The organism is Microbacterium jejuense, from assembly GCF_019511665.1.
GTDB lineage: Bacteria > Actinomycetota > Actinomycetes > Actinomycetales > Microbacteriaceae > Microbacterium > Microbacterium jejuense_A.
This window is the reverse complement of record NZ_JAEUAW010000004.1, coordinates 161,763-187,291: the sequence shown is the minus strand read 5'-3', so window position 1 is coordinate 187,291 and position 25,529 is coordinate 161,763. Positions and strand designations below refer to the sequence as shown.

General features: G+C 72.0%; 21 protein-coding genes and 1 pseudogene. 11 read left to right on the top strand and 11 right to left on the bottom strand.

Annotation, left to right across the window (positions count from 1 at the left end; genetic code table 11):
- Nucleotides 1-4 precede the first annotated feature (4 nt).
- Both nrdI and nrdH read right to left on the bottom strand, forming a co-directional pair.
- On the bottom strand, nt 5-436 hold the full coding sequence (nrdI, locus tag JNB62_RS06800; RefSeq protein WP_220300111.1) for a class Ib ribonucleoside-diphosphate reductase assembly flavoprotein NrdI: 432 nt from the start codon (nt 434-436) through the stop codon (nt 5-7).
- Nucleotides 437-493: 57 nt separating this feature from the next.
- The gene (nrdH, locus tag JNB62_RS06795) at nt 494-727 is read right to left on the bottom strand and encodes a glutaredoxin-like protein NrdH (RefSeq protein WP_220300110.1); all 234 of its coding nucleotides are present in this window, start codon (nt 725-727) and stop codon (nt 494-496) included.
- A 349-nt stretch (nt 728-1,076) separates the two neighbouring features.
- Here nrdH and JNB62_RS06790 point away from each other — a divergent pair, with 349 nt between their 5' ends.
- The gene (locus tag JNB62_RS06790) at nt 1,077-2,285 is read left to right on the top strand and encodes an MFS transporter (RefSeq protein WP_220300109.1); all 1,209 of its coding nucleotides are present in this window, start codon (nt 1,077-1,079) and stop codon (nt 2,283-2,285) included.
- 27 nt (nt 2,286-2,312) lie between these two features.
- Here JNB62_RS06790 and JNB62_RS06785 read toward each other — a convergent pair whose 3' ends face one another.
- Nucleotides 2,313-2,717, bottom strand: coding sequence for a pilus assembly protein CpaE (locus tag JNB62_RS06785; RefSeq protein ID WP_220300108.1), 405 nt, complete (start codon nt 2,715-2,717; stop codon nt 2,313-2,315).
- Nucleotides 2,718-2,804: 87 nt separating this feature from the next.
- Between JNB62_RS06785 and JNB62_RS06780 the strand changes: the two genes are divergently transcribed.
- Genes JNB62_RS06780 through JNB62_RS06760 form a run of 5 tightly spaced genes read left to right on the top strand, consistent with a single transcriptional unit; the run spans nt 2,805 to nt 7,480 of the window.
- The gene (locus tag JNB62_RS06780) at nt 2,805-3,560 is read left to right on the top strand and encodes an alpha/beta fold hydrolase (RefSeq protein WP_220300107.1); all 756 of its coding nucleotides are present in this window, start codon (nt 2,805-2,807) and stop codon (nt 3,558-3,560) included.
- Nucleotides 3,561-3,613: 53 nt separating this feature from the next.
- Nucleotides 3,614-4,786 carry an acyl-CoA dehydrogenase family protein gene (locus tag JNB62_RS06775; protein ID WP_220300106.1) on the top strand — a complete coding sequence of 391 codons (1,173 nt, stop codon included), beginning with the start codon at nt 3,614-3,616 and terminating at the stop codon, nt 4,784-4,786.
- 1 nt (nt 4,787) lies between these two features.
- Complete coding sequence (locus tag JNB62_RS06770) at nt 4,788-6,059, top strand: DUF445 domain-containing protein (RefSeq protein WP_220300105.1); 1,272 nt, start codon at nt 4,788-4,790, stop codon at nt 6,057-6,059.
- Nucleotides 6,060-6,068: 9 nt separating this feature from the next.
- Entirely contained in the window at nt 6,069-7,013 is a 945-nt protein-coding gene (locus tag JNB62_RS06765) for an arginase family protein (RefSeq protein WP_220300104.1), read from the top strand.
- Nucleotides 7,010-7,480 carry a SixA phosphatase family protein gene (locus JNB62_RS06760; protein ID WP_220300103.1) on the top strand — a complete coding sequence of 157 codons (471 nt, stop codon included), beginning with the start codon at nt 7,010-7,012 and terminating at the stop codon, nt 7,478-7,480. The genes JNB62_RS06765 and JNB62_RS06760 overlap by 4 nt, the downstream gene beginning before the upstream one ends.
- A 22-nt stretch (nt 7,481-7,502) precedes the next feature.
- Here the strand turns inward: JNB62_RS06760 and hutI are convergent, their stop codons facing one another.
- From hutI to hutH, 3 genes are all read right to left on the bottom strand, one after another.
- A complete protein-coding gene (gene hutI, locus JNB62_RS06755) occupies nt 7,503-8,693 on the bottom strand; it encodes an imidazolonepropionase (RefSeq protein ID WP_220300102.1) in 1,191 nt (396 codons plus the stop codon).
- A gap of 102 nt (nt 8,694-8,795) precedes the next feature.
- Nucleotides 8,796-10,481, bottom strand: a complete 1,686-nt coding sequence (gene hutU, locus JNB62_RS06750) for a urocanate hydratase (protein ID WP_220300101.1) — start codon at nt 10,479-10,481, stop codon at nt 8,796-8,798.
- Nucleotides 10,482-10,565: 84 nt separating this feature from the next.
- A complete protein-coding gene (gene hutH / locus JNB62_RS06745) occupies nt 10,566-12,167 on the bottom strand; it encodes a histidine ammonia-lyase (protein WP_220300100.1) in 1,602 nt (533 codons plus the stop codon).
- 52 nt (nt 12,168-12,219) lie between these two features.
- On the opposite strand from hutH, the gene JNB62_RS06740 reads away from it, so the two are divergent.
- Nucleotides 12,220-13,020: an IclR family transcriptional regulator gene (locus JNB62_RS06740; protein WP_374450569.1), complete on the top strand. Its 801-nt coding sequence runs from the start codon at nt 12,220-12,222 to the stop codon at nt 13,018-13,020.
- A gap of 6 nt (nt 13,021-13,026) precedes the next feature.
- Here JNB62_RS06740 and JNB62_RS06735 read toward each other — a convergent pair whose 3' ends face one another.
- Complete coding sequence (locus JNB62_RS06735) at nt 13,027-13,500, bottom strand: YbaK/EbsC family protein (protein ID WP_220300098.1); 474 nt, start codon at nt 13,498-13,500, stop codon at nt 13,027-13,029.
- Nucleotides 13,501-13,837: 337 nt separating this feature from the next.
- On the opposite strand from JNB62_RS06735, the gene JNB62_RS06730 reads away from it, so the two are divergent.
- The 4 genes from JNB62_RS06730 to JNB62_RS06715 all read left to right on the top strand — a co-directional run bounded on the left by JNB62_RS06730 (nt 13,838) and on the right by JNB62_RS06715 (nt 19,916).
- On the top strand, nt 13,838-14,917 hold the full coding sequence (locus JNB62_RS06730) for a Glu/Leu/Phe/Val dehydrogenase family protein (protein ID WP_220300097.1): 1,080 nt from the start codon (nt 13,838-13,840) through the stop codon (nt 14,915-14,917).
- Between the two features lie 105 nt (nt 14,918-15,022).
- Complete coding sequence (locus tag JNB62_RS06725; protein WP_220300096.1) at nt 15,023-16,615, top strand: AMP-binding protein; 1,593 nt, start codon at nt 15,023-15,025, stop codon at nt 16,613-16,615.
- Nucleotides 16,616-17,201: 586 nt separating this feature from the next.
- A complete protein-coding gene (locus JNB62_RS06720; protein ID WP_220300095.1) occupies nt 17,202-17,984 on the top strand; it encodes a ZIP family metal transporter in 783 nt (260 codons plus the stop codon).
- 33 nt (nt 17,985-18,017) lie between these two features.
- Nucleotides 18,018-19,916, top strand: a complete 1,899-nt coding sequence (locus tag JNB62_RS06715) for a heavy metal translocating P-type ATPase (protein WP_220300094.1) — start codon at nt 18,018-18,020, stop codon at nt 19,914-19,916.
- An 11-nt stretch (nt 19,917-19,927) separates the two neighbouring features.
- On the opposite strand, the pseudogene JNB62_RS06710 reads toward JNB62_RS06715, so the two are convergent.
- From JNB62_RS06710 to JNB62_RS06695, 4 genes and pseudogenes are all read right to left on the bottom strand, one after another.
- A pseudogene (locus JNB62_RS06710) lies at nt 19,928-21,166 on the bottom strand (MFS transporter); the annotation flags it as partial.
- Nucleotides 21,157-21,747: an ArsR/SmtB family transcription factor gene (locus JNB62_RS06705; protein ID WP_220300092.1), complete on the bottom strand. Its 591-nt coding sequence runs from the start codon at nt 21,745-21,747 to the stop codon at nt 21,157-21,159. The gene JNB62_RS06705 and the pseudogene JNB62_RS06710, both read right to left, overlap by 10 nt.
- 107 nt (nt 21,748-21,854) lie before the next feature.
- Nucleotides 21,855-23,885 carry a glycosyl hydrolase family 28-related protein gene (locus JNB62_RS06700; protein WP_220300091.1) on the bottom strand — a complete coding sequence of 677 codons (2,031 nt, stop codon included), beginning with the start codon at nt 23,883-23,885 and terminating at the stop codon, nt 21,855-21,857.
- Between the two features lie 373 nt (nt 23,886-24,258).
- The gene (locus JNB62_RS06695) at nt 24,259-25,509 is read right to left on the bottom strand and encodes a glutamyl-tRNA reductase (protein ID WP_220300090.1); all 1,251 of its coding nucleotides are present in this window, start codon (nt 25,507-25,509) and stop codon (nt 24,259-24,261) included.
- Nucleotides 25,510-25,529: the final 20 nt, after the last annotated feature.

Here is a 25,529-nt window from a genome sequence, read left to right as displayed (position 1 = left end):
TGCGTCAGAGTTCCCACCATCGTTCCAATCCCGCGCTCACGCGTTCCACATCTTCAGGCGTGCCGAATACCTCGAGCCGGTACAAGTGCGGCACGTGACACTTGCGGCTGATGATGTCGCCGGCGATGCAGAAGTGCTCGCCGAAGTTGGTGTTCCCCGCGGAGATCACTCCGCGGATGAGGCTGCGGTTTCGCTCGTCGTTGAGGAACCGGATCACCTGTTTGGGAACGGCGCCCTTCTCGACCCCCCTGCCCTGGCCTCCGCCATAGGTGGGTGTCACGAGGACGTACGGCTCGTCGACCACGAGCGCCGGATCCGTCGAATGCAGCGGGATCCGGACCGCTCGTGCGCCGAGCTTCTCGATGAAACGCGCGGTGTTGCCCGACACGCTCGAGAAGTAGACCAGCAGCGGCGCGCTCGTCGCGACCGTGCTCATGCCTGCCCCCTTTCGTCGAGACAGACCTGCGGGCGGTGGTTGAGCGCCGCCGAAACCTCAGGCCAGACGCGCGGCGAGCTCGTCGATCTTGTCGGGGCGGAAGCCCGACCAGTGGTCCTCATCGGTGATGACGACCGGCGCCTGGAGGTAGCCCAGCGCCTTGACCTGCTCGAGGGCCGTAGGGTCCTGCGAGAGGTCGTGGACTTCGTACTCGATGCCCTTCGAGTCGAGGGCACGGTAAGTCGCCGTGCACTGCACGCATGCGGGCTTGGTGTAGACCGTGATCGCCATGTCGATTCTGCTCCCGTCGTTCCTTCTCCGGCAGTCCCCCCGCCGGGAGACCAATACTACATATGGGTACCGACATCCGTAAGCACCACAAGGGCTAGTAGTTACATCGGTGTGATTTTCCACCGTTCTCCCCATGTACAACACAGGTTCTCCACGGATTCATCCACAGCCCCGGCGGCTGAGAAAAGGCCGGGATCACGGGGGTTTCGGGAGCCACGGCCGCATCCCTCCACAGCCGCGACGGTAGCCGCACTGTCCGACATCGGATTCGGCTGTGGAGAACATCCCCGGCGTGTCGCGCCCGCGCCCGGCGTGTCGTGACGCAGGCGGCGTGGCGTAACGTTGTCTGGTGGCCGGCTACGGGGATCTTCTGCGCACTCCCGGCGTCCTGCGCATGATCTCGGCGCAGCTGGTCGCGCGGTTCCCCAACGGGATGATCAGCCTCGTCATCCTCCTGCACATCGAGGGGATCACGGGCTCGTACGGCGCCGCGGGCGTCGTGCTGGCGGCGGTGTCGATCGGCCAGGCGATCGCCGGCCCGGTGACGAGCCGCTGGATGGGCCGCTGGGGCATGCGGCGCGTCCTGACCCTCACGACGCTCGTGTCGGCGGCATCCCTTCTCGGCATCGCGTTCCTCATCGCGCCGGTGCCGGTGTACGTCGTGCTGGGGTTCATCGCGGGGATGTCGACGCCGCCCATCGTGTCGGCGGTGCGGACGATCTACCCGAAGCTCGTCAACTCGAAGCAGCTGACCGGCCTGTACTCGCTCGACGCCTCGCTGCAGGAGATCATCTGGATCCTCGCGCCGGTGCTCATCACGTTCGTGGCGACGCAGGCGGGAACGGTCGTCGGCCTCGTGCTCGTCGTCGTCATCCTGCTGTCGGGCTGCGCGTGGTTCATCCTGTCGCCTGAGGTCGGCCGCGTGCGCATCCCGCGCAGCAAGCGGTCGCTGGGCAAGGTCCTCACACGCCCGCCGATCCTGCTCGCGACCGTCATCGGGTTCCTGCTCATCGGCTCGTTCTCGGCGGTGGAGGCCGCCGTGGTGGCGACGTTCTCGCACGGCGGCGTCGAGGCGGGCGTCGTGCTTGCGGTGTTCTCGGTCGGCAGCCTCGCGGGCGGTCTCGCGTTCGGACACCTGCCGATGGGGCGCTGGGCGATGGTCCGCCGCCTCGCGGTCGTCGCGTTCGGTCTCGCGCTCACGACGCTGTGGGTGAACGTGTGGTGGATCGGCGCGACCCTGTTCGTCGCCGGCATCGGCATCGCCCCGGCCCTCGGCGTGCTGTCGGCCATGACGACCGCGAGCGTCAAGTTCAGCGACACCGCCGAGGCGTTCGGCTGGGTGGGCACCGGGCAGCTCATCGGCGCCGCGGTGGGCTCGGCGGTCGCCGGGTTCCTCATCGACGGTCCCGGCGGGGTCACGGCGGCCTACAGTGCGGCAGCCGCATTCTGCGCCCTCGCCCTGCTGGTCGCCCTGGTGTTCGTGCGGCACCAGCCCGATCTGCGCGAGCGCGGCGCGAGCCCCATCCCCGACACCGAGCCGGTCCCGACGATCGGCTGAGCCCTCGCGACGTGACGGGCGGTCGCGTCACTCGAGCCGGCGCAGCAGCTCCAGCACCGCCAGCGCGTACGCGTCTGCGGGTTCCGGGTGCTCGAAGACCTTCCGGTCCCCCGCCACGACGATCTCGACCTCGTGGGTGTCGGGCAGTCGCCGCAGCGACCGGAACGCCCCGCGCAGCAGCTCGCGCAGCTGATGCTCGTGCGGCAGCCACAGCGCGTCCTCGAGCGCGACCGAGTCGAGCGCCCACTCGGTGGTGCCGTTGAACGCGAGGATGCGGCCGGTCGGGTACTCGCGCGGCTCGATCGTCATCTCGCTCACGGTGAAGACGTCCGCCTCGAACTCGGGCTCGTCGAGCTGGAATCGGTCGCCCGAGCGCGGGTGCCACACCAGCCCCGCGTCGCGCAGGGCCATCGCCAGTTCCGTCGAGATCACGCCAACCTCCGCCTCCATCCTGCCGTGCGTGACGCCGAGAGGCTCCCGCGGCGGGACCGAGCGGTCCGAACTTCTAGGCTGAACCCCATGCCCACGCCCGTCTCGCTCCCCCGCCTGACGTGGGGCTCGGTGGCCGCCGAGCGCCGCGCACTGCTCGTCCACGGCCTCGGCTCCACGGGAGCCCTGATGTGGCGGTACGGCACTGCCCTGGCCGACGCCGGCTGGCGCGCGGACGCCGTCGACCTGCGGGGTCACGGCGCCGCACCGCGCGCGCTGGACTACACGCTCGCCGCGTACGGCGCCGACGTGGCCGCTGCGCGCCCCGCAGACGGCGGCGCGTGGGACCTCGTCGTCGCGCACTCGCTCGGCGGTGCCGCGGCGGTCCTCGCGAGCGCGGCCGACCCGGAGTGGACGCGGCGCCTGGTGCTCGTCGATCCCGCGATCGCGCTGCAGGCGGACGATCGCGCCAGCATCGGCGCGGGGCTCGCGGCCGCGTTCGCCGACCCGTCGCCCGAGGCGGTGCGCCGCGCGCACCCGCACTGGCACGAGCACGACATCGAACTGAAGGCCCAGGCCTCGCAGGTGAGCAGCCGTTGGGCCGTCGAGCAGACGACGGTGCAGAACCCGTCGTGGGATGTGACGGATGCCGCACTGCGCGTCGACGTGCCGGTCGACGTGATCGCCGCCGATGCAGGATCGATCTTCCGCGGCCTGCCCGTCGAGGCGGCCGTCGCGGCGAACGCCCGCTTCTCTCGGGCCGTCGTGATCCGCGGCGCCGGGCACTCGCCGCACCGCGATCAGCCCGAGGCGACGATCGCGGCCCTGCTCGAGCTGCTCGGCTGAGGCTCCCCGCGACCGCTCGCCGCAAACGGGCCGGGCGGGGGAAGAATGGCGGGGTGACGTCCTTCGATCCGACACAGCTCCTGCCCGACGACCTGCTCGAGCGCTTCCGTGCGCGCGCGGCCGTCCACGATCGCGAGAACACCTTCCCCGACGACGATCTCGCCGACCTCAAGGCCGCCGGCTACCTGGCCATCCTCGTGCCCCGCGAGCTCGGCGGGGCGGGACTGGGCCTGGCCGAGGCATCCCTTCTTCAGCAGCGGCTCGCGGGCGCTGCCCCGGCGACCGCCCTCGCGATCAACATGCACCTGGTGTGGACGGGCGTCGCGAAGGTGCTCGCCGACCGCGGCAGCGACGACCTGCGCTTCGTGCAGGAGGGTGCGGCAGCCGGCGAGGTGTTCGCGTTCGGGATCAGCGAGGCGGGCAACGACCTGGTGCTGTTCGGGAGCGGGACGGATGCCGCACCCCTCCCCGACGGCGGCTATTCGTTCACCGGCACGAAGATCTTCACGTCGCTGTCGCCGGTGTGGACGCAGCTGGGGCTGCACGGCCTCGACACGTCGTCGGAGGACGCGCCGCGCATGGTCTACGCGTTCGTGCCGCGGTCCGAGGTGCAGACGGGGCGCGTGGTCGTGCGCGACGACTGGGACACCCTCGGCATGCGGGGCACGCAATCGCGCACCACAGAGCTGCACGACGCCGTCGCGCCGGCCGATCGGGTGGTGCGACGCCTCGCACCGGGCCCCAACCCCGATCCTCTGGTGTTCGGCATCTTCAGCGTGTTCGAGCTGCTCCTGGCGTCGGTGTACACCGGCATCGCGCGGCGGGCGCTGGAGCTCGCCGTCGCCACGGCCGGCAAGCGGACGTCCAAGCGCACGGGCAAGGCCTACAGCCAGGACCCCGACATCCGCTGGCGCATCGCCGACATGGCGCTCGAGTACGACGCGCTGCCGCCGCAGCTGCAGGCGCTCTCGCGCGATGTCGACGAGCTCGCCGACCACGGCTCGCAGTGGTTCGCCCAGCTCGCCGGCGTGAAGCATCGCGCGGTGTCCGCCGCGAAGTCCATCGTCGACGAGGCGATCCTCGTCGCGGGCGGATCGTCCTACTTCTCGGGCAACGAGCTCGGGCGCCTGTACCGCGACGTGCTGGCGGGACTGTTCCACCCGTCCGACCCGGAGTCGACGCACTCCACGGTCGCCACCGCGTGGCTCGGACCTCTCGAGGACTGACGTGTCGCCGACGCCGACGCACCTGCTGAGTCCTGCCGACCAGGAGCGCCGCCGCGCGCTGCGACGTATGAAGGGCGTGGCGCTCGGCGCCCTGCTGTTCATGGCCGCGCTGTTCGCGGTGTCGTTCGCGTTCCAGCAGGAGGTCCCCGCGCTCGCCTACCTGCGGGCGGCGGGCGAAGGCGGCATGGTCGGTGCGCTGGCGGACTGGTTCGCGGTGACGGCGCTGTTCCGGCATCCACTGGGCATCCCGATCCCGCACACCGCGATCATCCCGAGCCGCAAGGACGAGATCGGCCGCACCCTCGGCGAGTTCGTCGAGACCGAGTTCCTGCGCGGCGACGTCGTGCGCACCAAGCTGGTCGAGACGCCCATCGCGGCGCGGCTCGGCGAGTGGCTGAGCGCTCCCGCGCACGCCGAGCGCGTCGCCGCCGAGGCGTCCGTCATGGCCTCGAGCGTGCTGCAGGCGCTGAGCGACGACGACGTCCGCGACGTCATCGAGGAGCTTGCGCGCGAGCACCTCATCGCGCCGGAATGGGGTCCGCCGCTGGGCGAGTGGCTGCAGCGGATCGTCGACGCCGGAGCGCACCGCGGCGCGGTCGACCTCGCCGCCGACAGCGTCGCGACGTGGCTCGCCGCCAACCACCGCGCGTTCACCGGGCTCGTCTCTCGACGCCTGCCGTCGTGGGTGCCGTCGGTGGCGCACCGGTTCGTCGACGACACCGTGTACAACGAGGCGGTCAAGTTCGTGGGTGCGGTGCAGCGCGACCCCCGGCATCCCGCCCGCCTCGCGATCGACGGCTACCTCGAGCGCCTCGCCGCGAACCTGCAGCACGACCCTGCCACGATCGGCCGGTTCGAGGACGCCAAGCTCGCGGTGTTCGACAGCCCGCGCGTGCGCGACCTCGCCGCCGAGGCGTGGGCGACCGCCAAGGCGGGACTGCTGCGCTCGCTCGCCGATTCCGACAGCGGCCTGCGCCGGCGGGCCGTGGAGGCGCTCGTCGAGATCGGCCAGCGCTTGACGACGGATGCCGCCCTGCAGCGTCGCGTGGACACGTGGGTCACCGACACCGCCGTCTTCCTCGTCGACCGCTACCGCCACGACATCGCGTCGATCATCACCGACACCGTGGAGCGGTGGGATCCGGCGGAGACCACCGAGAAGATCGAGCTCATGGTCGGCCGCGACCTGCAGTACATCCGCCTCAACGGCACGATCGTCGGGGCGCTCGCCGGCGTGGCGATCTTCACGGTCGCGCACGCGCTCCTCGGGTAGCGTCGAATCGTGGCGCTCTCACACGACGACCTCTGGCCCCGCGCCGGCGCCTGGCCGCGCATCGACGACACGAACGGGGATGGCGCGGAGAGAGATGGCCCGGAGAGAGACGGCGCGGACGGGTGGGATGCCGTCCTCCTGGGCGTGCCGACCCACCTGACGTCGCTGTCCCCCACGGGGGCGCACGCCACTCCCGCGGCGATCCGCGACGCGCTGCGCCGCTACAGCCCCACGCTGCTCGGGCCGCCGCCCGTGGACCTGAACGCGGTGCTGCGCATCGCCGACGGGGGCGACGTCGCCGATCCGGACGGGGCCGAGGGCGAGGCATCCGTCCGCTCCGCGGTCGCGGCGGCGCGCGAGCGCGCCGACCTCGTGATCGCGCTCGGCGGCGACAACTCGCTGACCTACGGCGTCGCGCAGGGGGCCGCCGCGCAGGGCCTCATCACGATCGACGCGCACTTCGACCTGCGTGACGGGGCGTCCAACGGCTCGCCGGTGCGGCGGCTCATCGACGGCGGGCTCGACGGACGCCGCGTGGTGCAGCTCGGCATCGCCGACTTCGCGAACTCCGTCGCGTATGCGCGGCGCGCGGCCGACCTCGGGATCACCGTCATCACAATGGACGACGTGCGCCGCCGCGGCGCCGCGGACGTCGTCGCCGAGGCCCGGGAGATCGCCGGCGCCGGCGGCGGCGGCATCCACCTCGACATCGACGTCGACGTGTGCGATCGCTCCGTGGCGCCCGGGTGCCCCGCCTCGGTGCCGGGCGGCCTCGCCGCCTGGGAGCTGCGCGCGCTCGTGCGCGAAGCCGCCGCGGACCCGCGCCTGCACAGCGCCGACATCGCCGAGGTCGACGCGACCGCCGATGCCCCCGACGGGCGCACCGTGCGCCTCGCCGCACTGTGCGTGCTCGAACTGCTCGCCGGCCTCGCCGCGCGGCGGAGCGCCTCGTGATCCGCCTCGCGCTCGTGCGCCACGCCAAGTCCGACTGGGGCGATCCGGGCCTGGACGATCACGACCGCCCCCTCAACGACCGCGGCATGCGGGACGCGCCCGTCATGGCGGCGCGCCTGGCGGCATCCGGATTCCGCCCCGACGTGATCCTGTCGAGCACGGCGCTGCGCGCCCGCACGACGGCCGAGGCCTTCGCAGCCGAGCTCGGCGTCGCGGTGTCGCTCGATCCCGCTCTGTACGGCGCACCGGCGAACTCCCTGCTCGCGGCGGCCGCGGCCACCGGCGCCGGGTCGGTCCTCGTCGTCGCGCACGATCCCGGCATGAGCGTCCTGGCCGGACGGCTCTCGGGCGAGGGCATCGGCCACATGCCCACGTGCGCCGTCGCGACCTTCGCGTGGGACCAGGACGACTGGGACGTCGCGACAGCCCTCGATCCCGACGACTGGACCTTCGACACCCCGCGGTGACCGGGGGCGTCGCGCGGCGGCGTCAGACCTGTTCGCCCCCGAGCCACACCGTGTGCACGAGCGGGACCCCCGGTCGATAGGCGAGGTGCACGCGCGTCGGTGCGTCGAGCATCACGAGGTCGGCGCGCATGCCCGGGCCGAGAGCGCCGACATCGGTCCGCCGGAGCGCCCGCGCACCACCGGCCGTCGCCGCCCACACGGCCTCGCCGGGCGTCATGCCCATCTCGCGCACGGCCAGGGCGATCATGAGCGGCATCGAGCTCGTGAAGCTCGACCCCGGGTTGCAGTCGCTGGCGAGGGCGACCGTCACGCCCGCCTCGAGCAGACGCCGCGCGTCGGGGTAGGGCTGCCGCGTCGAGAACTCGACGCCCGGCAGCAGCGTCGCCACGGTGTCGGCGCCGGCGAGAGCGGCGACGTCGGCGTCGTCGAGGTACGTGCAGTGGTCGACGGATGCCGCGCCCATCGCGACCGCGAGGCGCACGCCCTCACCGGGGCCGAGCTGATTGCCGTGCACCCGTGGCAGCAGTCCGTGCGCGACGCCGGCGGCGAGGACGCGGCGCGACTCCTCCGGCGTGAACGCCCCGCGCTCGCAGAACACGTCGATCCAGCGTGCGTGGGGCGCGCATGCCCGCAGCATCTCGTCGCACACCAGGTCGACGTACTCGTCGCGGCGGTCGGCGAACTCGGCGGGCACGACGTGCGCTCCGAGGTACGTGACCTCGGGCGTGACCTCGGCCGCGAGCCGAGCCAGCCGTGCCTCGTCGGCGACGGTCAGCCCGTACCCCGTCTTGATCTCGAAGGTCGTGGTCCCCTGCGTCCGCAGCTCGCGCGTGAACCGCTGCAGGCGCTCGCGGAGCTCGTCGTCGCTCGCGGCGCGCGTGGCGACGACGGTCCGCCGTATGCCTCCCGCCGCATACGGGGTGCCGCTCATGCGCGCCTCGAACTCGTCGGCCCGGTCGCCGCCGAACACGAGGTGCGTGTGACTGTCGACGAAACCGGGGATGACGGCTCGGCCGCCGGCATCCACCACCTCGACGGTCGTCGATCCAGCGAAGCGAGACGACAGGTGCGGGGCCTCGGCCGCCGGCCCTGCCCACGCGACGCGATCGCCCTCGAGCAGCAGTGCCGCATCGCGCAGCGTGCCCAGCGGATCGCCGTCGCGGCCGACGTTGGTGGTCAGCTCGCCGATGTTCGTGATGAGCACGGCGCTCACGGCATCCACCCCTTCATGTCCAGATCTCTCGAGGTCGTGTCCCACGCCCCTCTCCTGGACGACATCGGGACGCGCAGGAGGAGCTGCGGGGTCGTCATGACGTCACTGTTCCAGCATCGGCACCTGGAGGCCGCGCTCGCGGGCGACCTCCTTGGCGCGGTCGTAGCCGGCGTCCACGTGGCGCATGACGCCGGTGCCCGGGTCGTTCGTGAGCACGCGCTCCAGCTTCTCGGCGGCCAGCGGCGTGCCGTCGGCGACGGTCACCTGGCCGGCGTGGATGCTGCGCCCGATGCCGACGCCTCCGCCGTGGTGGATCGACACCCACGACGCGCCCGACGCGGTGTTGAGCAGGGCGTTCAGCAGCGGCCAGTCGGCGATCGCGTCCGAGCCGTCGGCCATCGCCTCCGTCTCGCGGTACGGCGACGCGACCGAGCCGGCGTCGAGGTGGTCGCGGCCGATCACGATCGGGCCGGCGAGCTCGCCCGAGGCCACCATCTCGTTGAACTTCAGGCCCGCGAGGTGCCGCTCCTTGTAGCCGAGCCAGCAGATGCGGGCCGGGAGTCCCTCGAAGTGCACGGCGTTGCCGGCCTTGTCGAGCCAGCGGACCAGCCCCGCGTTGTCGGGGAACAGCGCCTTGACAGCCTCGTCGGTCTTGCGGATGTCGTCGGGATCGCCCGACAGCGCGACCCAGCGGAACGGTCCGCGGCCCTCCGCGAACTGTGGCCGGATGTACGCCGGCACGAAGCCCGGGAACGCGAAGGCACGGTCGAAGCCGCCGAGCTGGGCTTCGGCGCGGATCGAGTTGCCGTAGTCGAAGACCTCGGCTCCGGCATCCTGGAACCCCACCATCGCCGCCACGTGCTTGGCCATGCTCCCGCGGGCACGCGCGGTGAAGGCCTCGGGATCGCGGGATGCCTCGGCCTTCCAGTCCTCGAAGGCGATGCCCACCGGAAGGTACGCCAGCGGATCGTGCGCGCTCGTCTGATCGGTGACGATGTCGACTGTGAACTCGCCCGCCTGCTGTCGGAGCAGGACGTCGGCGAACACCTCGGCGGCATTGCCGACGACGCCGACGCTGAGCGCCTCACCGGCTGCCTTCGCGGCGACGACGCGGGCCAGGGCGGCATCGAGGTCGGTCGTGTACTCGTCGAGGTACCCGTGCTCGACGCGGCGGGCCAGGCGCGACTCGTCGACGTCGACGATGAGCACGGCTCCCCCGTTGAGCGTCACCGCGAGCGGTTGCGCGCCGCCCATCCCGCCGGCGCCGCCGGTCAGGGTGAGCGTGCCCGACAGGTCGTCGCGCCCGAGCGAACGCGCGACCGCAGCGAACGTCTCGTACGTGCCCTGCAGGATGCCCTGCGTGCCGATGTAGATCCATGAGCCGGCGGTCATCTGGCCGTACATCGTGAGCCCGAGCGATTCGAGGCGGCGGAACTCGGGCCACGTCGCCCAGTCCCCGACGAGGTTCGAGTTCGCGATGAGCACCCGCGGCGCCCACTCGTGCGTGCGGAACACGCCGACCGGCTTGCCGGACTGCACGAGCAGCGTCTCGTCGGGCTCGAGCTCGTCGAGCGTGCGCACGATGGCGTCGAAGGCCTCCCAGCTGCGCGCGGCGCGGCCGGTGCCGCCGTAGACGACGAGGTCCTCGGGATGCTCGGCGACCTCCGGGTCGAGGTTGTTCATCAGCATGCGCTTGGCGGCCTCGGCGCCCCAGCTCTTGGCGGTGCGCTCGGCGCCGCGCGGGGCGCGGACGGTGCGGGGTGTCGTGTGGGCGGTGCCGGGGTTCATGTCGGTCGTTTCCCTCCGTTGGGCTGCCGAGATCAGGAGATCTGGCGAAGACAGGATCTTGTGCGCGTTTTCGTCCTGCATCCGTCAGATCTCCCGATCCGGCGAAGCGGAAGTGGATGCCGCAGCCACGGGCTTCAGGGCCGCCCGCGCGACGGCGCCGGACGCGACGAGCGCGGCCACGGCCTCCATCTCGGGCGACAGGAAGCGGTCGGGTCCGGGACCCGCGACGCCCGTCCCGCGGACGAGCTCGCGCACCGCGCCGGTGGCGGCGCCCGGCTGCAGCGGGGCGCGCAGGTCGAGCGCGCGGGCGGCGGTCAGCACCTCGATCGCCAGCACACGCGCAAGGCCGTCGAGGGCGCGACGGAGCTTGCGGGCGGCGGCCCAGCCCATCGAGACGTGATCCTCCTGCATCGCCGACGACGGGATGGAGTCGACGGATGCCGGCACGGCCAGTCGCTTGAGCTCGGACACGATTCCGGCGGCGGCGTACTGCGCGATCATGAGGCCGGAGTCGACGCCCACCTCGTGGGCGAGGAACGGCGGCAGGCCGTTGCTGCGGGCGGGATCGAGCGCGCGATCGGTGCGCCGCTCCGAGATGCTCGCCACGTCCGCCACCGCGATCGCCAGGAAGTCGAGCACGTACGCGATCGGCGCACCGTGGAAGTTGCCGTTGGATTCGACGCGCCCGTCGTCGGTGATGACGGGGTTGTCGACGGCCGCCGCGAGCTCACGCTCCGCGATCATCCGCGCGTGGTCGGCGGTGTCGCGGGCTGCGCCATGCACCTGCGGCGAGCACCGCAGCGAGTACGCGTCCTGCACGCGCGTGCACACGGCCGGGTCGCGGTGCGACGCGACGATCGGCGACCCCGCGAGCACGGTGCGCAGGTTCGCCGCCGACACGGCCTGCCCCGCCTGCGGGCGCAGCGCCTGCAGGTCGGCGGCGAACACCGCGTCGGTGCCGAGCTGCGACTCCACCGACATGCCCGCCGCGACATCGGCCGTGTCGAGCAGCACGGAGAGGTCGTGCAGGCCGAGCAGCAGCATCCCGAGCATGCCGTCCGTCCCGTTGATGAGGGCGAGACCCTCCTTCTCGCGCAGCACGAGCGGAGCGATGGATGCCGCACCCAGCGCGTCGGCGGCGTCCATCTCCACCGCCTGTTCCGGTTGCTGAGCCTGTCGAAGCACGTGCACGCGACCCTCGCCCATCGCGGCGAGCGCGACATGCGACAGCGGAGCGAGGTCGCCCGAGCAGCCGAGCGAGCCGTATTCGCGGACGATGGGGGTGATGCCGGCGTTGAGCATCGCGGCGTACGTCTCGACGACGATCGGGCGCACCCCCGTGTGGCCGGTCGCCAGGGTCTGCAGCCGCAGCAGCATGAGGGCGCGCACGACCTCCCGCTCGACCTCGGGGCCTGTGCCGGCGGCGTGCGAGCGGATGAGGCTCGCCTGCAGCTGCCGCCGCCGCTCGGGCGCGATGAAGGTGGTCGCGAGCGCACCGAACCCGGTCGAGATGCCGTAGTGCGGCTCGGGGTCGTCGGCCAGGCCCTCCACGAGGGCACGCGCGGCGGCGACGCGTTCGAGCGCCTCGGGGGCGATCTCGACGCGGGCGTCGTGACGGGCGACGGCGACGACGTCCTCGGGGCGCAGGGGTGCGGCGCCGACGATGACGGAGGACTCAGCGATCATGGCTCGATTCCACACCGCCGGGCTGCCGTCGAACAGCGGGTCGTGGCATCCTGTGTCTGTGATCCCAGACGCACGACCGCAGGTGCCGGCGGCCGACCACACGCTGCGGATCCTGTCGTTCCTGGCACGGCAGCGGGGCCCCGCTCCCGCGCGCACGATCGCCACGGCCCTCGGCATCCCGCGGTCGACGGTGTACCACCTGCTCACGACGCTGCAGCAGCACCAGTTCGTCGTGCACCTGCCCGAGGACCGCCGGTGGGGACTGGGGCTCGCGGCGTTCGAGCTCGCCGGCGGCTACTCGCGGCAGGAGCCGCTGGCCCGGCTGGGACGCCCCGTGCTCGCCGAGCTCGCAGACCGCACCGGCGAGAGCGCGCACCTCGCCGTCATGCACGGGCGGGACGTGCTGTACATCGTCGAAGAGCGCGCACCCCGGCGGCCCGCTCTCGTGACCGACGTGGGCGTGCGGCTTCCCGCGCACCTCACCGCGACCGGACGCGCGATGCTGGCCGCCCTCCCCGCCGAGCAGGTGCGGGCGCTGTTCCCGGATGCGGCGGCCTTCGCCGACCGGACAGGACGCGGACCCCGGCGGCCGGCCGAGCTGCGCGAGCTCCTGCGGGAGGTCCGCTCCCGCGCGTTCGCCGAGGAGGACGGAGAGGTGACCCTGGGCATGCGCTCGGTGGGCGTCGCCGTGCGCGATCACACCGGCTGGCCCGCTGCCGCGATCGCGCTCACGTGGCCCGCCCAGGCCGACAGTCCCGACGACGCCCGTGCGGGCGAGCTCGCCGAACGGGCGGGCGCTGCCGCCGGCGAGCTCGAGCGGCGCATCGGACGCGCACGGCCGACTCCGGCCTGAAGCGGCTCAGTCGACCTTGGCCACGGTGCCGCCGGTGAGGCCCACGAGCTCGTCGTAGGTCAGCGGGAACACCGTGTGCGGAGTGCCGCCCGCCGCCCAGATCTCGGGGTAGCGCGCGAGCTCCTCGTCGACGATCGTCGTGAGGGGTGCGGGGTGGCCGGTGGGGGCGACGCCGCCGATGGCCTGCCCGGTGGCCTCGCGCACCTGGTCGGGATTCGCGCGCTGGATCCTGCCGCGCCCCAGCCGCTCGGCGAGCGCGGCGGTGTCGACGCGGTGGGCACCGCTCGTCATCACGAGAAGCGGCTCGCCATCGCTCATGAAGACGAGGCTGTTCGCGATCGCGCCGACCTCGACTCCCAGCGCCTCGGCGGCCAGGACCGCCGTGGAGGCGGCATCCGGAAGCACGACGATGTCGCCGGCGATCCCGGCGGCACGGAGGGCGTCATGGACGAGCTGGCTGCGCGCGGGGAGGACGGTCACGGCCACAGCATAGCCAGCGGCGTGATCGAGCCGTGCGCCGCCTCGCACGGTTACGCGCACGGATGCCGGCACGCCGCCCGCGTCGCGGTCGGATTCCGGCGCGAAGCCCCGCTCGCCCCGTTGTGCCTGCAATCCTGCACGATTGTGCGCAAGACCACCGTCGAATCACCCGGGCGGCCGAGCACTCTGCGCACTCGCTGCGCGCACGGTTGAACAATCCGCCGCTCCGGTGTGGAATGAGAGTGGATGCCGCAACGCAGCGGCGTCCGCTGCGACACGCCACCCGCACCCGCAGCACACCCCGCGGCCCACGAAGCCCGCCGAAGGAAGCACCGCGATGACGCACACGCCGACCCTGCCCCTCCCCGATTTCGCGCACGAACGGGTGGAGGTGATCACGGGGCGACGGAGCGGTCTGTTCATCACGGTGGCGCTGCACTCGTCGGTGCTCGGCTCGGCCCTCGGCGGCGCACGGCTGTGGAGCTACCCGCACTGGAGCGACGCGCTCGGCGACGCGCTGCGGCTGTCGGCCGCGATGACGCTCAAGAACGCGGCCGCAGGACTCGACGCGGGCGGCGGCAAATCCGTCATCGCCCTGCCGCCGGGCACAGTGCTCGACGACGACCGCCGCCGTGCGGCCTTCCTCGACCTCGGCGACGCCGTCGAGTCGCTGCACGGCCTGTATCGCACCGCGGAGGACGTGGGTTCGACCACGGACGACATGCTCGTCGTCCGCGAGCGCACCGAGCACGTCGTCGGACTGCCCGACGCGGTGGGCGGATCGGGTGAGCCGGCCGGCCCCACGAGCCTCGGCGTGTACGAGTCGCTCCGGGCGACGCTGGAACGCGTCACCGGCACGGCCGACGTCGCCGGTCGTCGCATCACGATCTCGGGCCTCGGCCAGGTCGGCAGCCGTCTGGCCGTGCGTCTGTCGGCCGAGGGCGCGCACCTGACCGTGACCGACGTCAACCCCGCCAAGCGCGACCTCGCGGTCGAACTGGGCGCCGCGTGGGCGGAGCCCGGCTCGGAGCACCTGGTGCCGGCCGATGTGTTCGTGCCCGCCGGCATCGGCGGCCTCCTCACCGACGAGGTCATCGACGCGCTCGACACGAAGGCGGTGTGCGGCCCCGCGAACAACCCGCTGGCTGACCACAGCGGCGCGTCGCGGCTCGCCGGGCGCGGCATCCTCTACGCCCCCGACTTCGTCGTTAACGCGGGCGGCGTGATCTATCTCGACCTCGAGGCGAAGCAGCGCGGCACGCGGGCCGAGATCATGGGCCGCGTCGCGCAGATCGGCGACACGGTGCGCCGCATCTTCGACGAGGCCGAGGCGCGCGGCGTGACGCCGCTGGAGGCCGCCGAGGGCCTCGCCGCCGAGCGTCTCGCCACCGGCGGGCGCCAGGCCGTGCTCGCCTGACACTGCGTTCCACCGGATCGGGGATCGCGTTCCACATTGCCGCGACGAAGTGGCATGATGGGCGCACGCCGCGCTGCGCGACCCCTACCGATCAAAGGAGATCCGGTGTTCACCAGTACCCACCCCGATGTCGAGATCCCTGAGCTCAGCGTCTACGACTACCTGTTCGCGACGCTGACGGACGAGGACCTCGGCCGTGTCGCCCTCATCGACCCCGCCACGGGCGCCGAGACGACGTACGGCGCGCTGCGGATGCAGATCGACCTGTTCGCCGGGGCGCTCGCGGCGCGCGGGGTCGGCCTCGACACCGTCGTGGGGCTGCTGTGCCCGAACGTGCCCGCGTTCGCGACGGTGTTCCACGGCATCCTGCGCGCCGGCGCGACGGTGACGACGATCAACTCCCTGTACACGGCGGGCGAGATCGAGAAGCAGGTGAGGGATGCCGGGGCCACATGGCTCGTGACGGTCAGCCCCCTCCTCCCCCAGGCCGCCGCGGCTGCCGAGGCCGCCGGCATCCCCCACGAACGCGTCATCGTGCTGGACGGCGCCGCCGGCCACGCGAACCTGCGCGAGCTGCTGGGCGAGGGCTCGCCGGCGCCGGAGGTGTCGTTCGACCCGGCGACGCACGTCGCGGTGCTGCCGTACTCGTCGGGAACGACCGGCATCCCCAAGGGCGTCATGCTGTCGCACCGCAACCTCGTGGCGAACGTCGCCCAGTGCGTGCCCAACATGAACCTCGACGCGTCGGACCGTGTGCTGGCGGTGCTGCCGTTCTTCCACATCTACGGCATGACGGTGCTGCTGAACCTCGCGCTGCGCAAGCGGGCGAGCCTGGTCACGATGGCGAAGTTCGATCTCGTCGAGTTCCTCACCAACATCCAGAAGTACCAGTGCACGTACCTGTACATCGCACCGCCGATCGCGGTGGCATTGGCCAAGCACCCGATCGTCGACCAGTTCGACATCTCCAGCGTGCACACCGTGTTCTCGGGCGCCGCGCCGCTGGACGGCGAGACCGCCGAGGTCGCCGGGCGCCGCATCCACGCCCGCTTCCTGCAGGGCTACGGCATGAGCGAGCTGAGCCCGGTCTCGCACGCGATGTACTACGGCCGCGACGACGAGCCGGTCAGCTCGGTGGGCGGCATGCTGCCGAACACGCTCAACAAGCTCGTCGACACCGAGACCGGCGAAGAGATCACCGAGATCGGTCCCGACGGCATGACGAAGCCGGGCGAGCTGTGGGTCAAGGGCCCCAATGTCATGCTCGGCTACCTCAACAAGCCCGAGGCGACGGCCGAGACGCTCGACGCCGACGGGTTCCTGCACACCGGGGACGTGGCCGTCTACCACGAGGGCGGCTACTTCTCGATCGTCGACCGCGTGAAGGAGCTCATCAAGTACAAGGGCTACCAGATCGCCCCGGCCGAGCTCGAGGCTCTGCTGCTCGGCCATCCGAAGGTGATGGATGCCGCCGTCATCGGCGTCCTCGACGACGACAAGCAGGAGATCCCCAAGGCCTTCATCGTCGCCGCGCCCGATTCCGGGCTCACGGAGGAGGAGGTCATGGCGTTCGTCGCCGACCAGGTCGCGCCGCACAAGAAGGTGCGCCGCGTCGAGTTCGTGGACGCGATCCCGAAGTCCAGCGCAGGCAAGATCCTCCGCAAGGACCTGCGGGCGCGCGAGACCGCGGGGGTGTGACGGCGCGGGGACTGCACCCGGCCGTTGAGCGAGCAAGGCGAAACGCGGCGTTTCATCCGCGGGCGAGAGAGCACGACCGGCGCACCCCCGCCGTTGAGCGAGCGAGGACGCTTCGTCTCGTCGCTGGCGCTCCTCGCTCAGCGATCGACTCCCGAGACGAAACGCCCCGACCGCACGAACGACCCCGGTGACAGACCCCGTTTCGTCTGCGGGCGCCAGAGCGCCCTCCGCTCAACGACCGGCACCCACCCCCGGCCGTTGAGCGAGCGAGGAACGAGCGAGACGAAACGCCCCGACCGCACGAACGACCCCGGTGACAGACCCCGTTTCGTCTCCGGGCGCCAGAGCGCCCTCCGCTCAACGACCGACACCCACCTCCCCGGCCGTTGAGCGAGCGAGGAACGAGCGAGACGAAACGCCCCGGCCGCACGAGCAACCCCGGGCCAGCCCGCGTTTCGTCTGCGGGCGCCAGAGCGCCCTCCGCTCAACGACCGACACACCCCCGGCCGTTGAGCGCCCGACTCCCGAGACGAAACGCCCCGACCGCACGAACGACCCCGCCTGGTCTGCCCAGTAGGTTGGCGCCATGGAGGGTCTCTGGCTCGCCGCGCTGAGCGGCCTCATCGGTGGCGGGACGCTGCTCGTCGGCGCCGGCGTGGCATGGTTCGTCGACATCCCGCAGCGCGTCGTCGCCGGGATCATGGCGCTGGGCGCCGGCGTGCTGATCTCGACGCTCGCGTTCGAGCTCGTCGAGGAGGCCGCCGACGACGGCGGACTGGTGCCGACCGCTGTGGGGTTCCTCGGCGGCGCGATCCTGTACATCGTCGCCGATCAGCTCATCTCGCGTCCGAAGAAGCGCAAGCCCGTCGCCGGGGTCGACGGGGACGGCAGCGCCAGCATCGTCGCACGGCGTGCCGGCGCCGCCGGAGCCGCGAGCGGCGCAGGCCTCGTGATCGCGGTCGGGGCCCTCATCGACGGCATCCCCGAATCGATCGTGATGGGCCTCTCGGTGCTGCAGGGCGGCATCAGCATCCCGATCGTCGCGGCGATCGCCATCAGCAACTTCCCCGAGGGGCTCGGGTCGACGGCCGCGCTCAAGCGCGGTGGAAGCTCCGCGCGCTACGTGGCGCTGCTGTGGTGCGGCATCGCGGTGGTCACCGTGATCGCGTCGGTGCTGGGATACGCGGCGTTCCAGGCCGCTCCGCCCAGCCTCATCGCGCTCATCACGACGATCGCCGCCGGCGGCCTGCTCGCCATGGTGTGCAACACGATGATCCCCGAGGCCTTCGACGAGCAGCGCGCGCTCACCGGCCTGTGGGCGACGATCGGGTTCCTCGGGGCGTTCCTGCTGCACGAGGTGGCCGGCTGACCCGGGAGGGAGCGCTGTGCCAGGGTGTGAGACATGAGGTTCCTGCGCTGGTTCGTGCGATTCCCCGTGGTGTGGCTCACGATCATCGTCCTCATCGTCGTGCTGGCGTTCGGCGCCGCCGGGTACGAGCGCACGACGAAGTGGATCGCGATCGTCTACGTGAGCCTGGTCATCGCGTGGACGCTCCTCGGGATGGTCCGGGACGTCCTGCGCGGTCACGTCGGCTTGGACGTGCTGGCGGTGGTGGCGATGGTCGCGACCCTCGCCGTCGGCGAGTACGTCGCCTCGCTCGTCATCGTGCTGATGCTGTCGGGCGGTGAGGCGCTCGAGGATTACGCCAGCCGCCGGGCCAAGCGCGAGCTCACGGCGCTGCTCGACCGCTCGCCGCAGGTCGCGCACGTCCTCGTGCACCCGCAGTCCGACAGCGACGAGGTGCAGGACGCCGACGCCGACGACGTGCGCGTCGGCGACGTGCTGCTGGTGCGACCCGCCGAGATCGTGCCGGTCGACGGCACGCTGCTGAGCGAGGACGGCTCGTTCGACGAGTCGTCGCTCACCGGCGAGAGCCTGCCCGTGACCCGCTCGGCAGGCGACGAGGTTCTCTCGGGCTCGGTCAACGGGTCGCGGGCGGTGCGGATCCGCGCGCTGCGGCGCAGCGCCGACAGCCAGTACCAGCAGATCGTCGAGCTCGTGAAGCAGGCGCAGGAGGATCGCGCCCCCACGGTGCGACTGGCCGACCGCTTCGCCATCCCGTTCACGGCGGTGTCGCTCGTGATCGCGGGGGCGGCGTGGGCCGTGTCGGGCGATCCGACGCGCTTCGCCGAGGTGCTGGTGCTGGCCACGCCGTGCCCGCTGCTGATCGCCGCACCTGTCGCGTTCCTCGGCGGCCTCTCGCGAGCGGCGAAGGCCGGCATCATCGTCAAGGGCGGCGCGGTCATCGAGCAGCTCGCGCGCGTGCGGTCGGCGGCCTTCGACAAGACCGGCACGCTCACCGAGGGGCGCCCCGACCTCGTCGCCGTCGAGCCGGCTCCCGGCTTCGGCGAGGACGAGCTGCTGACGCTCGCCGCGTCGGCCGAGCAGTACTCCAGCCATGTGCTGGCCGACGGGATCCGCCGCGCGGCAGCGGGCCGCGGCATCCACCTGCTCTCTGCCGACGAAGCGCACGAGGTGGCGACGAACGGGGTCACGGCGCAGATCGACGGACGCACGGTCGTCGTCGGCAAGCCCGCGTACGTGGCGTCGCTGGCACCCGACACGGTGCGGCGAGGCATCCGCGAGGGCGAGGCTGCCGCGTACGTCGCCGTCGACGGGCGGTTCGCGGGCACGCTCGTCCTGGCCGACGATCCGCGCCCCGAGTCGCGCGCGGTCGTGACGTGGCTGCGTGACACCGGGGTCGAACGGATCGCGATGCTCACCGGCGACGCGAAGGCGACGGCGGATGCCGTGGCCCGCAGCGTCGGGATCACCGATGTGCATGCCGAGCTGCTGCCGCCCGAGAAGGTGCAGCTGGCCGCGCAGATGAGGCCGCGGCCGGTGATGATGGTCGGCGACGGCGTGAACGACGCCCCGGTGCTGGCCGCCGCCGACATCGGCGTCGCAATGGGCGCCAAGGGGTCGACGGCGGCGGGCGAGGCGGCGGACGCCGTCGTGCTGAAGGACTCTCTCGCCGGCATCGCCGACGCCGTCTCGATCGGGCGCCACACCCTGCGTGTCGCGTACACCGCGATCTGGATCGGCATCGCGCTCAGCATCGGGCTCATGCTCGTCGCGACGACGGGTGTGATCCCCGCAGTGGCCGGCGCCCTCATCCAGGAGGGCGTCGACCTCGCCACGATCCTCTACGCGCTGCGCGCACTGACGGGACCGGCGTCGGGGCTGGTCGTGCCCGCCCCTGCGCCGGACGGACGGGCCGCCGTCGCCGAACCCGCCTGAGGCCCCACCGGTCAGGACAGCGCCGCAGCCGCGACGGGAGCGGCGACGCGGCGAGCGAGCAGCGCCGTCGCGGCGCCGAGCACGACGGCGACGACCGACACCCAGATCAGCACGCGGAAGTCGACGACCGCGAGCAGCCCCGCGCCGATGACCGATGCCAGGGTCTGCGGCACGTTGATCACGACGTTGGCGGCCGCACCGGTGCGGCCCTGGAGGGCGTCGGGCGTGAGCCGCTGCCGCAGGGTGGCGAAGGCCACGACGGTGAGCGGGATGCCCAGGCCCAGGACGAACATGCCGACGCCGCCGGCGATCACCGAGCCGAACGCCCACGGAACGCTTCCCGCGGCCACCAGCACCAGGCCGAGCGCGGCGGTGCGCCCCTCGCCCCAGCGCGTGACGAGCGTGGCCGACAGCACGCCGCCGAGCACGGCGCCCGCGCCCTGGACGGGGACGAGCACGCCGATGGCGGCGGGGTCGGCGTGCATGGCATCGAGTGCGGGGAACACCACGATGTTGAGCAGGCCGGTCGCGCCGAAGCCGATCGCGACGGCGATCGTCACCACGCGCAGGCTCTGCGGCGAGAAGAGCTGCACGAACCCGGCGGCGAGTTCGTGGAAGTACCCGCGCCGCGCCTCGCGCACCGGTGCGGCAGCGCCGACCGGGAGCCCGGCGACGACCACGGCGGCCACCGCGAAGCACGCCGCCGTGAGCACGATGACGGCGGGAGCGCCGAGCCACACGTACAGGGCCGTGCCGATGAGCGGCGACACGAGCCGCAGCGCGTTGTCGATGGTCGACAGCAGGCCGTTGCCTGAAGCGAGCTGGTCGTCGCGCAGCATCGCGCGGATGATGCCCGACTGCGCCGACCCCGTCACGTACCCGGCGGCGCTGTAGACCACCATGACCGCGTACACGAGCCACAGCTGCTCGGCGCCCGAGACGAGCAGCAGCGACAGCAGCACCGGGACCAGCGCGGCGTTGTTGATCACGAGGAGCCGGCGGCGCGGCATCCGGTCAGCCATCATGCCGATGAACGGCGCGAGGATCGCAGGAACGCCGAGCGCCACGAACACGAAGCCGGCGGCCACATCCGACCCGGTGAGCTCCTTCACCCACACCGCGATCATGAGGTACAGGGCGCTGTCACCGAGGTTCGTCGCGACCCAAGCGCCCGCCAGGCGCGGGAACCCGGGGGCCGACCATGCGACAGGAAGCCGCAGGCGGCGCGGCGACGCCCCGCTCATCGGTCCGCCTCCGGGTCGAGGCGCACGGGTTCGGGGTTGACGACGGCGAAGAAGCGCGAGAACCGCGCACCCTCGGGGCGCTTCGACGGATCCGAGTGACGGCCCGCGAACCGGTTGGTGATGTCCTGCACCTCACGGCTGAGCTGCGCCAGCTCTTCGGCCGTCGCCCAGAACGACGAGCGCGTGAACGTCGTCGCCTGCACCCATTCGTCGCTCTCGCGGTCGATGCGCGAGAACCAGTCCCTGGCCCGCAGGAACTCGGACTCGAGCCCCATCGACGCCACGGCCTGCACCGCGAGCATGGATCCGGGCACGTCCGGATCGGGACGCATGTCGAAGTCCGCCACCTTCACCCGCCAGGGCTTCTCGCGCCCGCGGCGTTCGGCGCGCTCGATGTAGCCGTACTTCTCGAGCATGCGCAGGTGGAACGAGCAGCTCGCAGGCGACTCCCCCAGCGCCTCCGCGCACTCTGTCGCGGTCGCCTCGCCGACGTCGCCGAGATGGTCGAGCAGTGCGATGCGCACGGGGTGGGCCAGCGCGCGGATGCGCTCGGGGTCGGTGATGCGCTCGCGGCGTCGTTCGGTCATACGGCGAGACTAGATTCTAAAGACTCCTTTCGCAAGACTGCTTTAGAATAGAGCTTGGGGATGCCGCCACCCGGCCGGGTGGCGGCATCCCCCTCATCGAGCCCGGGTCACGGCCACGGCGACGGCGCCGGCGGTGCGACCACCGGCGGGCGGTCGTCGCACGTGATGGTGTTCGGCAGCTCCCACGACGCGAGCCACGGGCCGGTCGTTCCGCCGCCGTCGTTGCCGCCGAGATCCGTGACCGAGAACTCCGACCCCGTGGGCGGGAAGCCGAACGACCCGCAGTTGTTGATGCCGACGGCGCCGACATTGCGGGCGTCGACGTTCTGGAACGACGCCCCGCCCTTCACGCGCGCACTCAGCACCGACGTGCCCGTGCCGTCGACGCGCACGTCGGCGAACGACACGTCGGACATCGAGTAGAGGTCCTTCACTCCCCACTCCGACACCAGCAGGATCGCGTTGTACGTGCTGTCGAGGTAATGGTCGCCGGTCACGTGGATGCCCGAGATCGAGCCCTCCAGGGCGTAGACCCACAGCGACCCGAGCCCGATGTTCCAGTTGAGCTCGCGCGTGCCCGCGCGCACTGTTGTGTTGTCGCGGAAGGTGAGCGCCCCAGCGAACGGGTGCGCGCCGAACCGCGAGCCGGCGTGCAGCGCGCTTCCCTCGCGGATCGTGTCGGCCACCAGGTTGCCCGCCACCGTGTTGTCGGTGCCGCCGTAGATCGCGATGCCGTTGGCGAGGTTCGGCGTCTGCACGGTGTTGCGCTCGAACGTGTTGCGCGCGTTCGTGAGCGTCGTGCCGCCCTTCGCCTCCGCCCACATCGCCAGGCCGTCGTCGCCGGAGTTGCGCACGAAGTTGTGCCGCGCGACCGAGTCGGTGACGCCGATGTGGAAGTTCAGCGCATCGGCGATCTGGTCGACGATGATGTTGCGCTCGACCGTCACGTTCGACATCGGGCCGTCGAACCACATCCCCACCTTGGTGTGCTGGATGTAGAGGTCCGAGAACGACGAGTCGTGGAACGCGCCGCCGATCGCGTTGACCTGGTCGGTGTCGATGCGCTCGCGCACGTCGCCGATGATCGAGAAGCCCGACAGGTGGACGTCGGTGCTGCCTCCGTCGGCGGCATCCTTTCCGTAGAACCCGACGCCCGTATGCGTCGAGCCGTCCGCGGCGGGCTCGGCGAGCGCCACCTCAGAGCCGAAGACGATCGTGTGCCAGTTGCCGGCGCCCCGGATCGTCACGTCGTCGACGACGATGTGGCGTTCGACGCGGAACCGCCCCTGCGGCACATACACGACCTGCCCCCGCTGCTTGGCGGCCGCGATCGCCGCGTCGAAGGCATCGGCGGAGTCCGTCCGGCCTGTCGGGTCGGCGCCGAAGTCGACGACGTCCACCGCCTTCTTCACGACGACCGGCTTGCCCACCAGCTCGGTGTCGATGAGGTCGATCACCGTCCACGGCACGTCAGCGGACGCGGTCAGGCGCACCTTGTCTCCCGCCTTGTAGGTCTTGTGCAGCGGCAGCCGCTGCTCGTCGTAGAACTTCATCGGCCGGAAGGGCGTCGCCGGCTCGAACGCCGGCGTGGTCGCCGCGGGCACGCACGCGCATTCGGCGACCCACCAGTCCGGATGCAGCAGCCCCGCGCGCGGGTCGTTCGTGAACGGGTACTGGTTGTAGAGGTACGCGTACTCCGACGTGAGCTGCATCGTCGTGGTGTGGGGCCCGGCCTGAACGGTGAGCGGCGCGGTGAGCCCACCGCCGCCTGGCGCGTCGGGGATGCTGTAGCGCACGGTCAGCGCGTTCGCCGCCGCCGGAAGCGTGAACTCGACGTACTCCCCCGGCGCCAGGCGCACGGCCGAGCGCCCCGACGCCTCCGCCTCGATCGTGTACGCCTCACGGCTCGGGCCGATCACCGTGCCGTTCGTGACGGCGTTCTCGGCCTCCTGCTCGAGGAACGCCACGTCGGCACCGCGCCCGGCGACGAGCGCGGGATCGAGCGCCGCGCGCGTGACGACCGGCGCGGGCGTGTTCCAGCCCGGCGGCGCCGCGACGGCGGCCGGGGCCGTCACCGCCGCTCCGAGGGCGAGGGATGCCGCGGCCACAGCCGCGACGAGGGTTCGGGGTCGTGTCATCAGCGACTCGCTTCATCCGGGACGGGACGGGCGACGATGCCCGCTCGCGCTCAATCTAGAGCGCGAGCACGCGAGTTCTCAAGCACTTGCCGTGTTTTTGCGTCATTCCTATGATTTCTTGCGCGTCTTGCGCAAGCCGATCCGTCCCGGACGAGGCGTTTCGTCTGCGGGCGCCAGAGCGCCCTCCGCTCAACGACCGGTTACCGGCTGACCCCAACCACCACCGGCCGTTGAGCGAGCGAGGAACGAGCGAGACGAAACGCCCGCACCTCTGACCTCCCTCACCACCGGCCGTTGAGCGAGCGAGGAACGAGCGAGACGAAACGCCCACGTGCACGATCGGCCTGGGCCGCCGGCATCCACTTGCAACGCGCTAGGCGGTGGCCCAGAGGTCGTCGTCGTCGACCGCCGCACCGGGGGCGTCGACCGCCAGGCCGTGCAGCAGCTCGAGCGCGCCGTGGACCTCGTCGAGGCGTCCTTCGACCGCCAGCTCGCGCATGCGCACCGACGGCTTGTGCAGCAGCACGCCCGCCAGGTGACGCAGCGCCGCCTCGACGTCGTCGCCGGCGCCGCGCGCGCGGGCACGGGCGATCTCGTCGTCCACGACCTTGAGCACCTCGCCGCGCAGCGCGGTGATGGCAGGGCCGACCTCGCGGTCGGCGGCGAACTCGGTCGCGGCGTCGCCGACGATCGCGCGGGCGTCGGCGTGCGCGCTGAACTGCTCCAGCGGCGCGTGCAGCCGGATGGTCTCGAGGTCGAGCAGCTCGACCCCCTCGACCTCGCCGACGGCGGGGTCGACGTTGCGCGGCAGGCCGAGGTCGATCACGAGCACCCGGCGACCGGACGTGAACGCGTCGGCGTGCACGACGGCGTCCGCCGTGCACGTGATCACCACATCGGCCTGCGCGGCCGCCGCGGCGAAATCCGTCACCGGCAGCAGGCCGCGCTGCACGGCGAAGCCCTCGGCACGCCCCGAGGGCGAGAAGACGTGGAGGTCGCCGGCGCCGCGGGCGCGCAGCGCGTCCACGGTGCGCGCGGCGTAGCGGCCGGTGCCGACCAGCACGATGCGCGCAGCCGACCAGTCTGCGACGCGGCTCGAGGCGAGCTCGAGGGCGAGCCGCACGAGCGAGCGGTGGGCGCCGCGCAGCTGCGTGCGGTTGCGCACGCCGCGGCTCGTGTGCGTGGCCCTCTGGAACAGCCGCTCCAGCTCCCCGCTGGTGAGGCCGTCGGCGCGCGCGGCATCGAGGGCCCGGCGCACCTGGCCCGAGATCTCGTCCTCACCGACGACGACCGACTCCAGGCCGCTCGTGACGGCGAACAGGTGGGCGGCGGCATCCGCTCCCTGATGCACGGCCACCGATGCGCGCAGCACGTCCGCAGACACATCGGATGCCGCGGCCATCGCTTCGACGACGGACTCGACCGCGACGGCCTCGCCACCGGTGAGCGGCTCATCGATGTCGAGATAGGCCTCGAACCGGCTGCAGGTCGCGAGGACGACAGCGCCCGAGACGAAGATCTCGTCGCGCACGAGTGCACGCGTCGCGTCGGGCGCCCCGACAGAGAGACGCTCCAGGGTGTCGAGGCTCGCGTTCCGATGGTTCGCGGTCAGACAGAGGAGCACGACTCTAATCTTAACGTGTG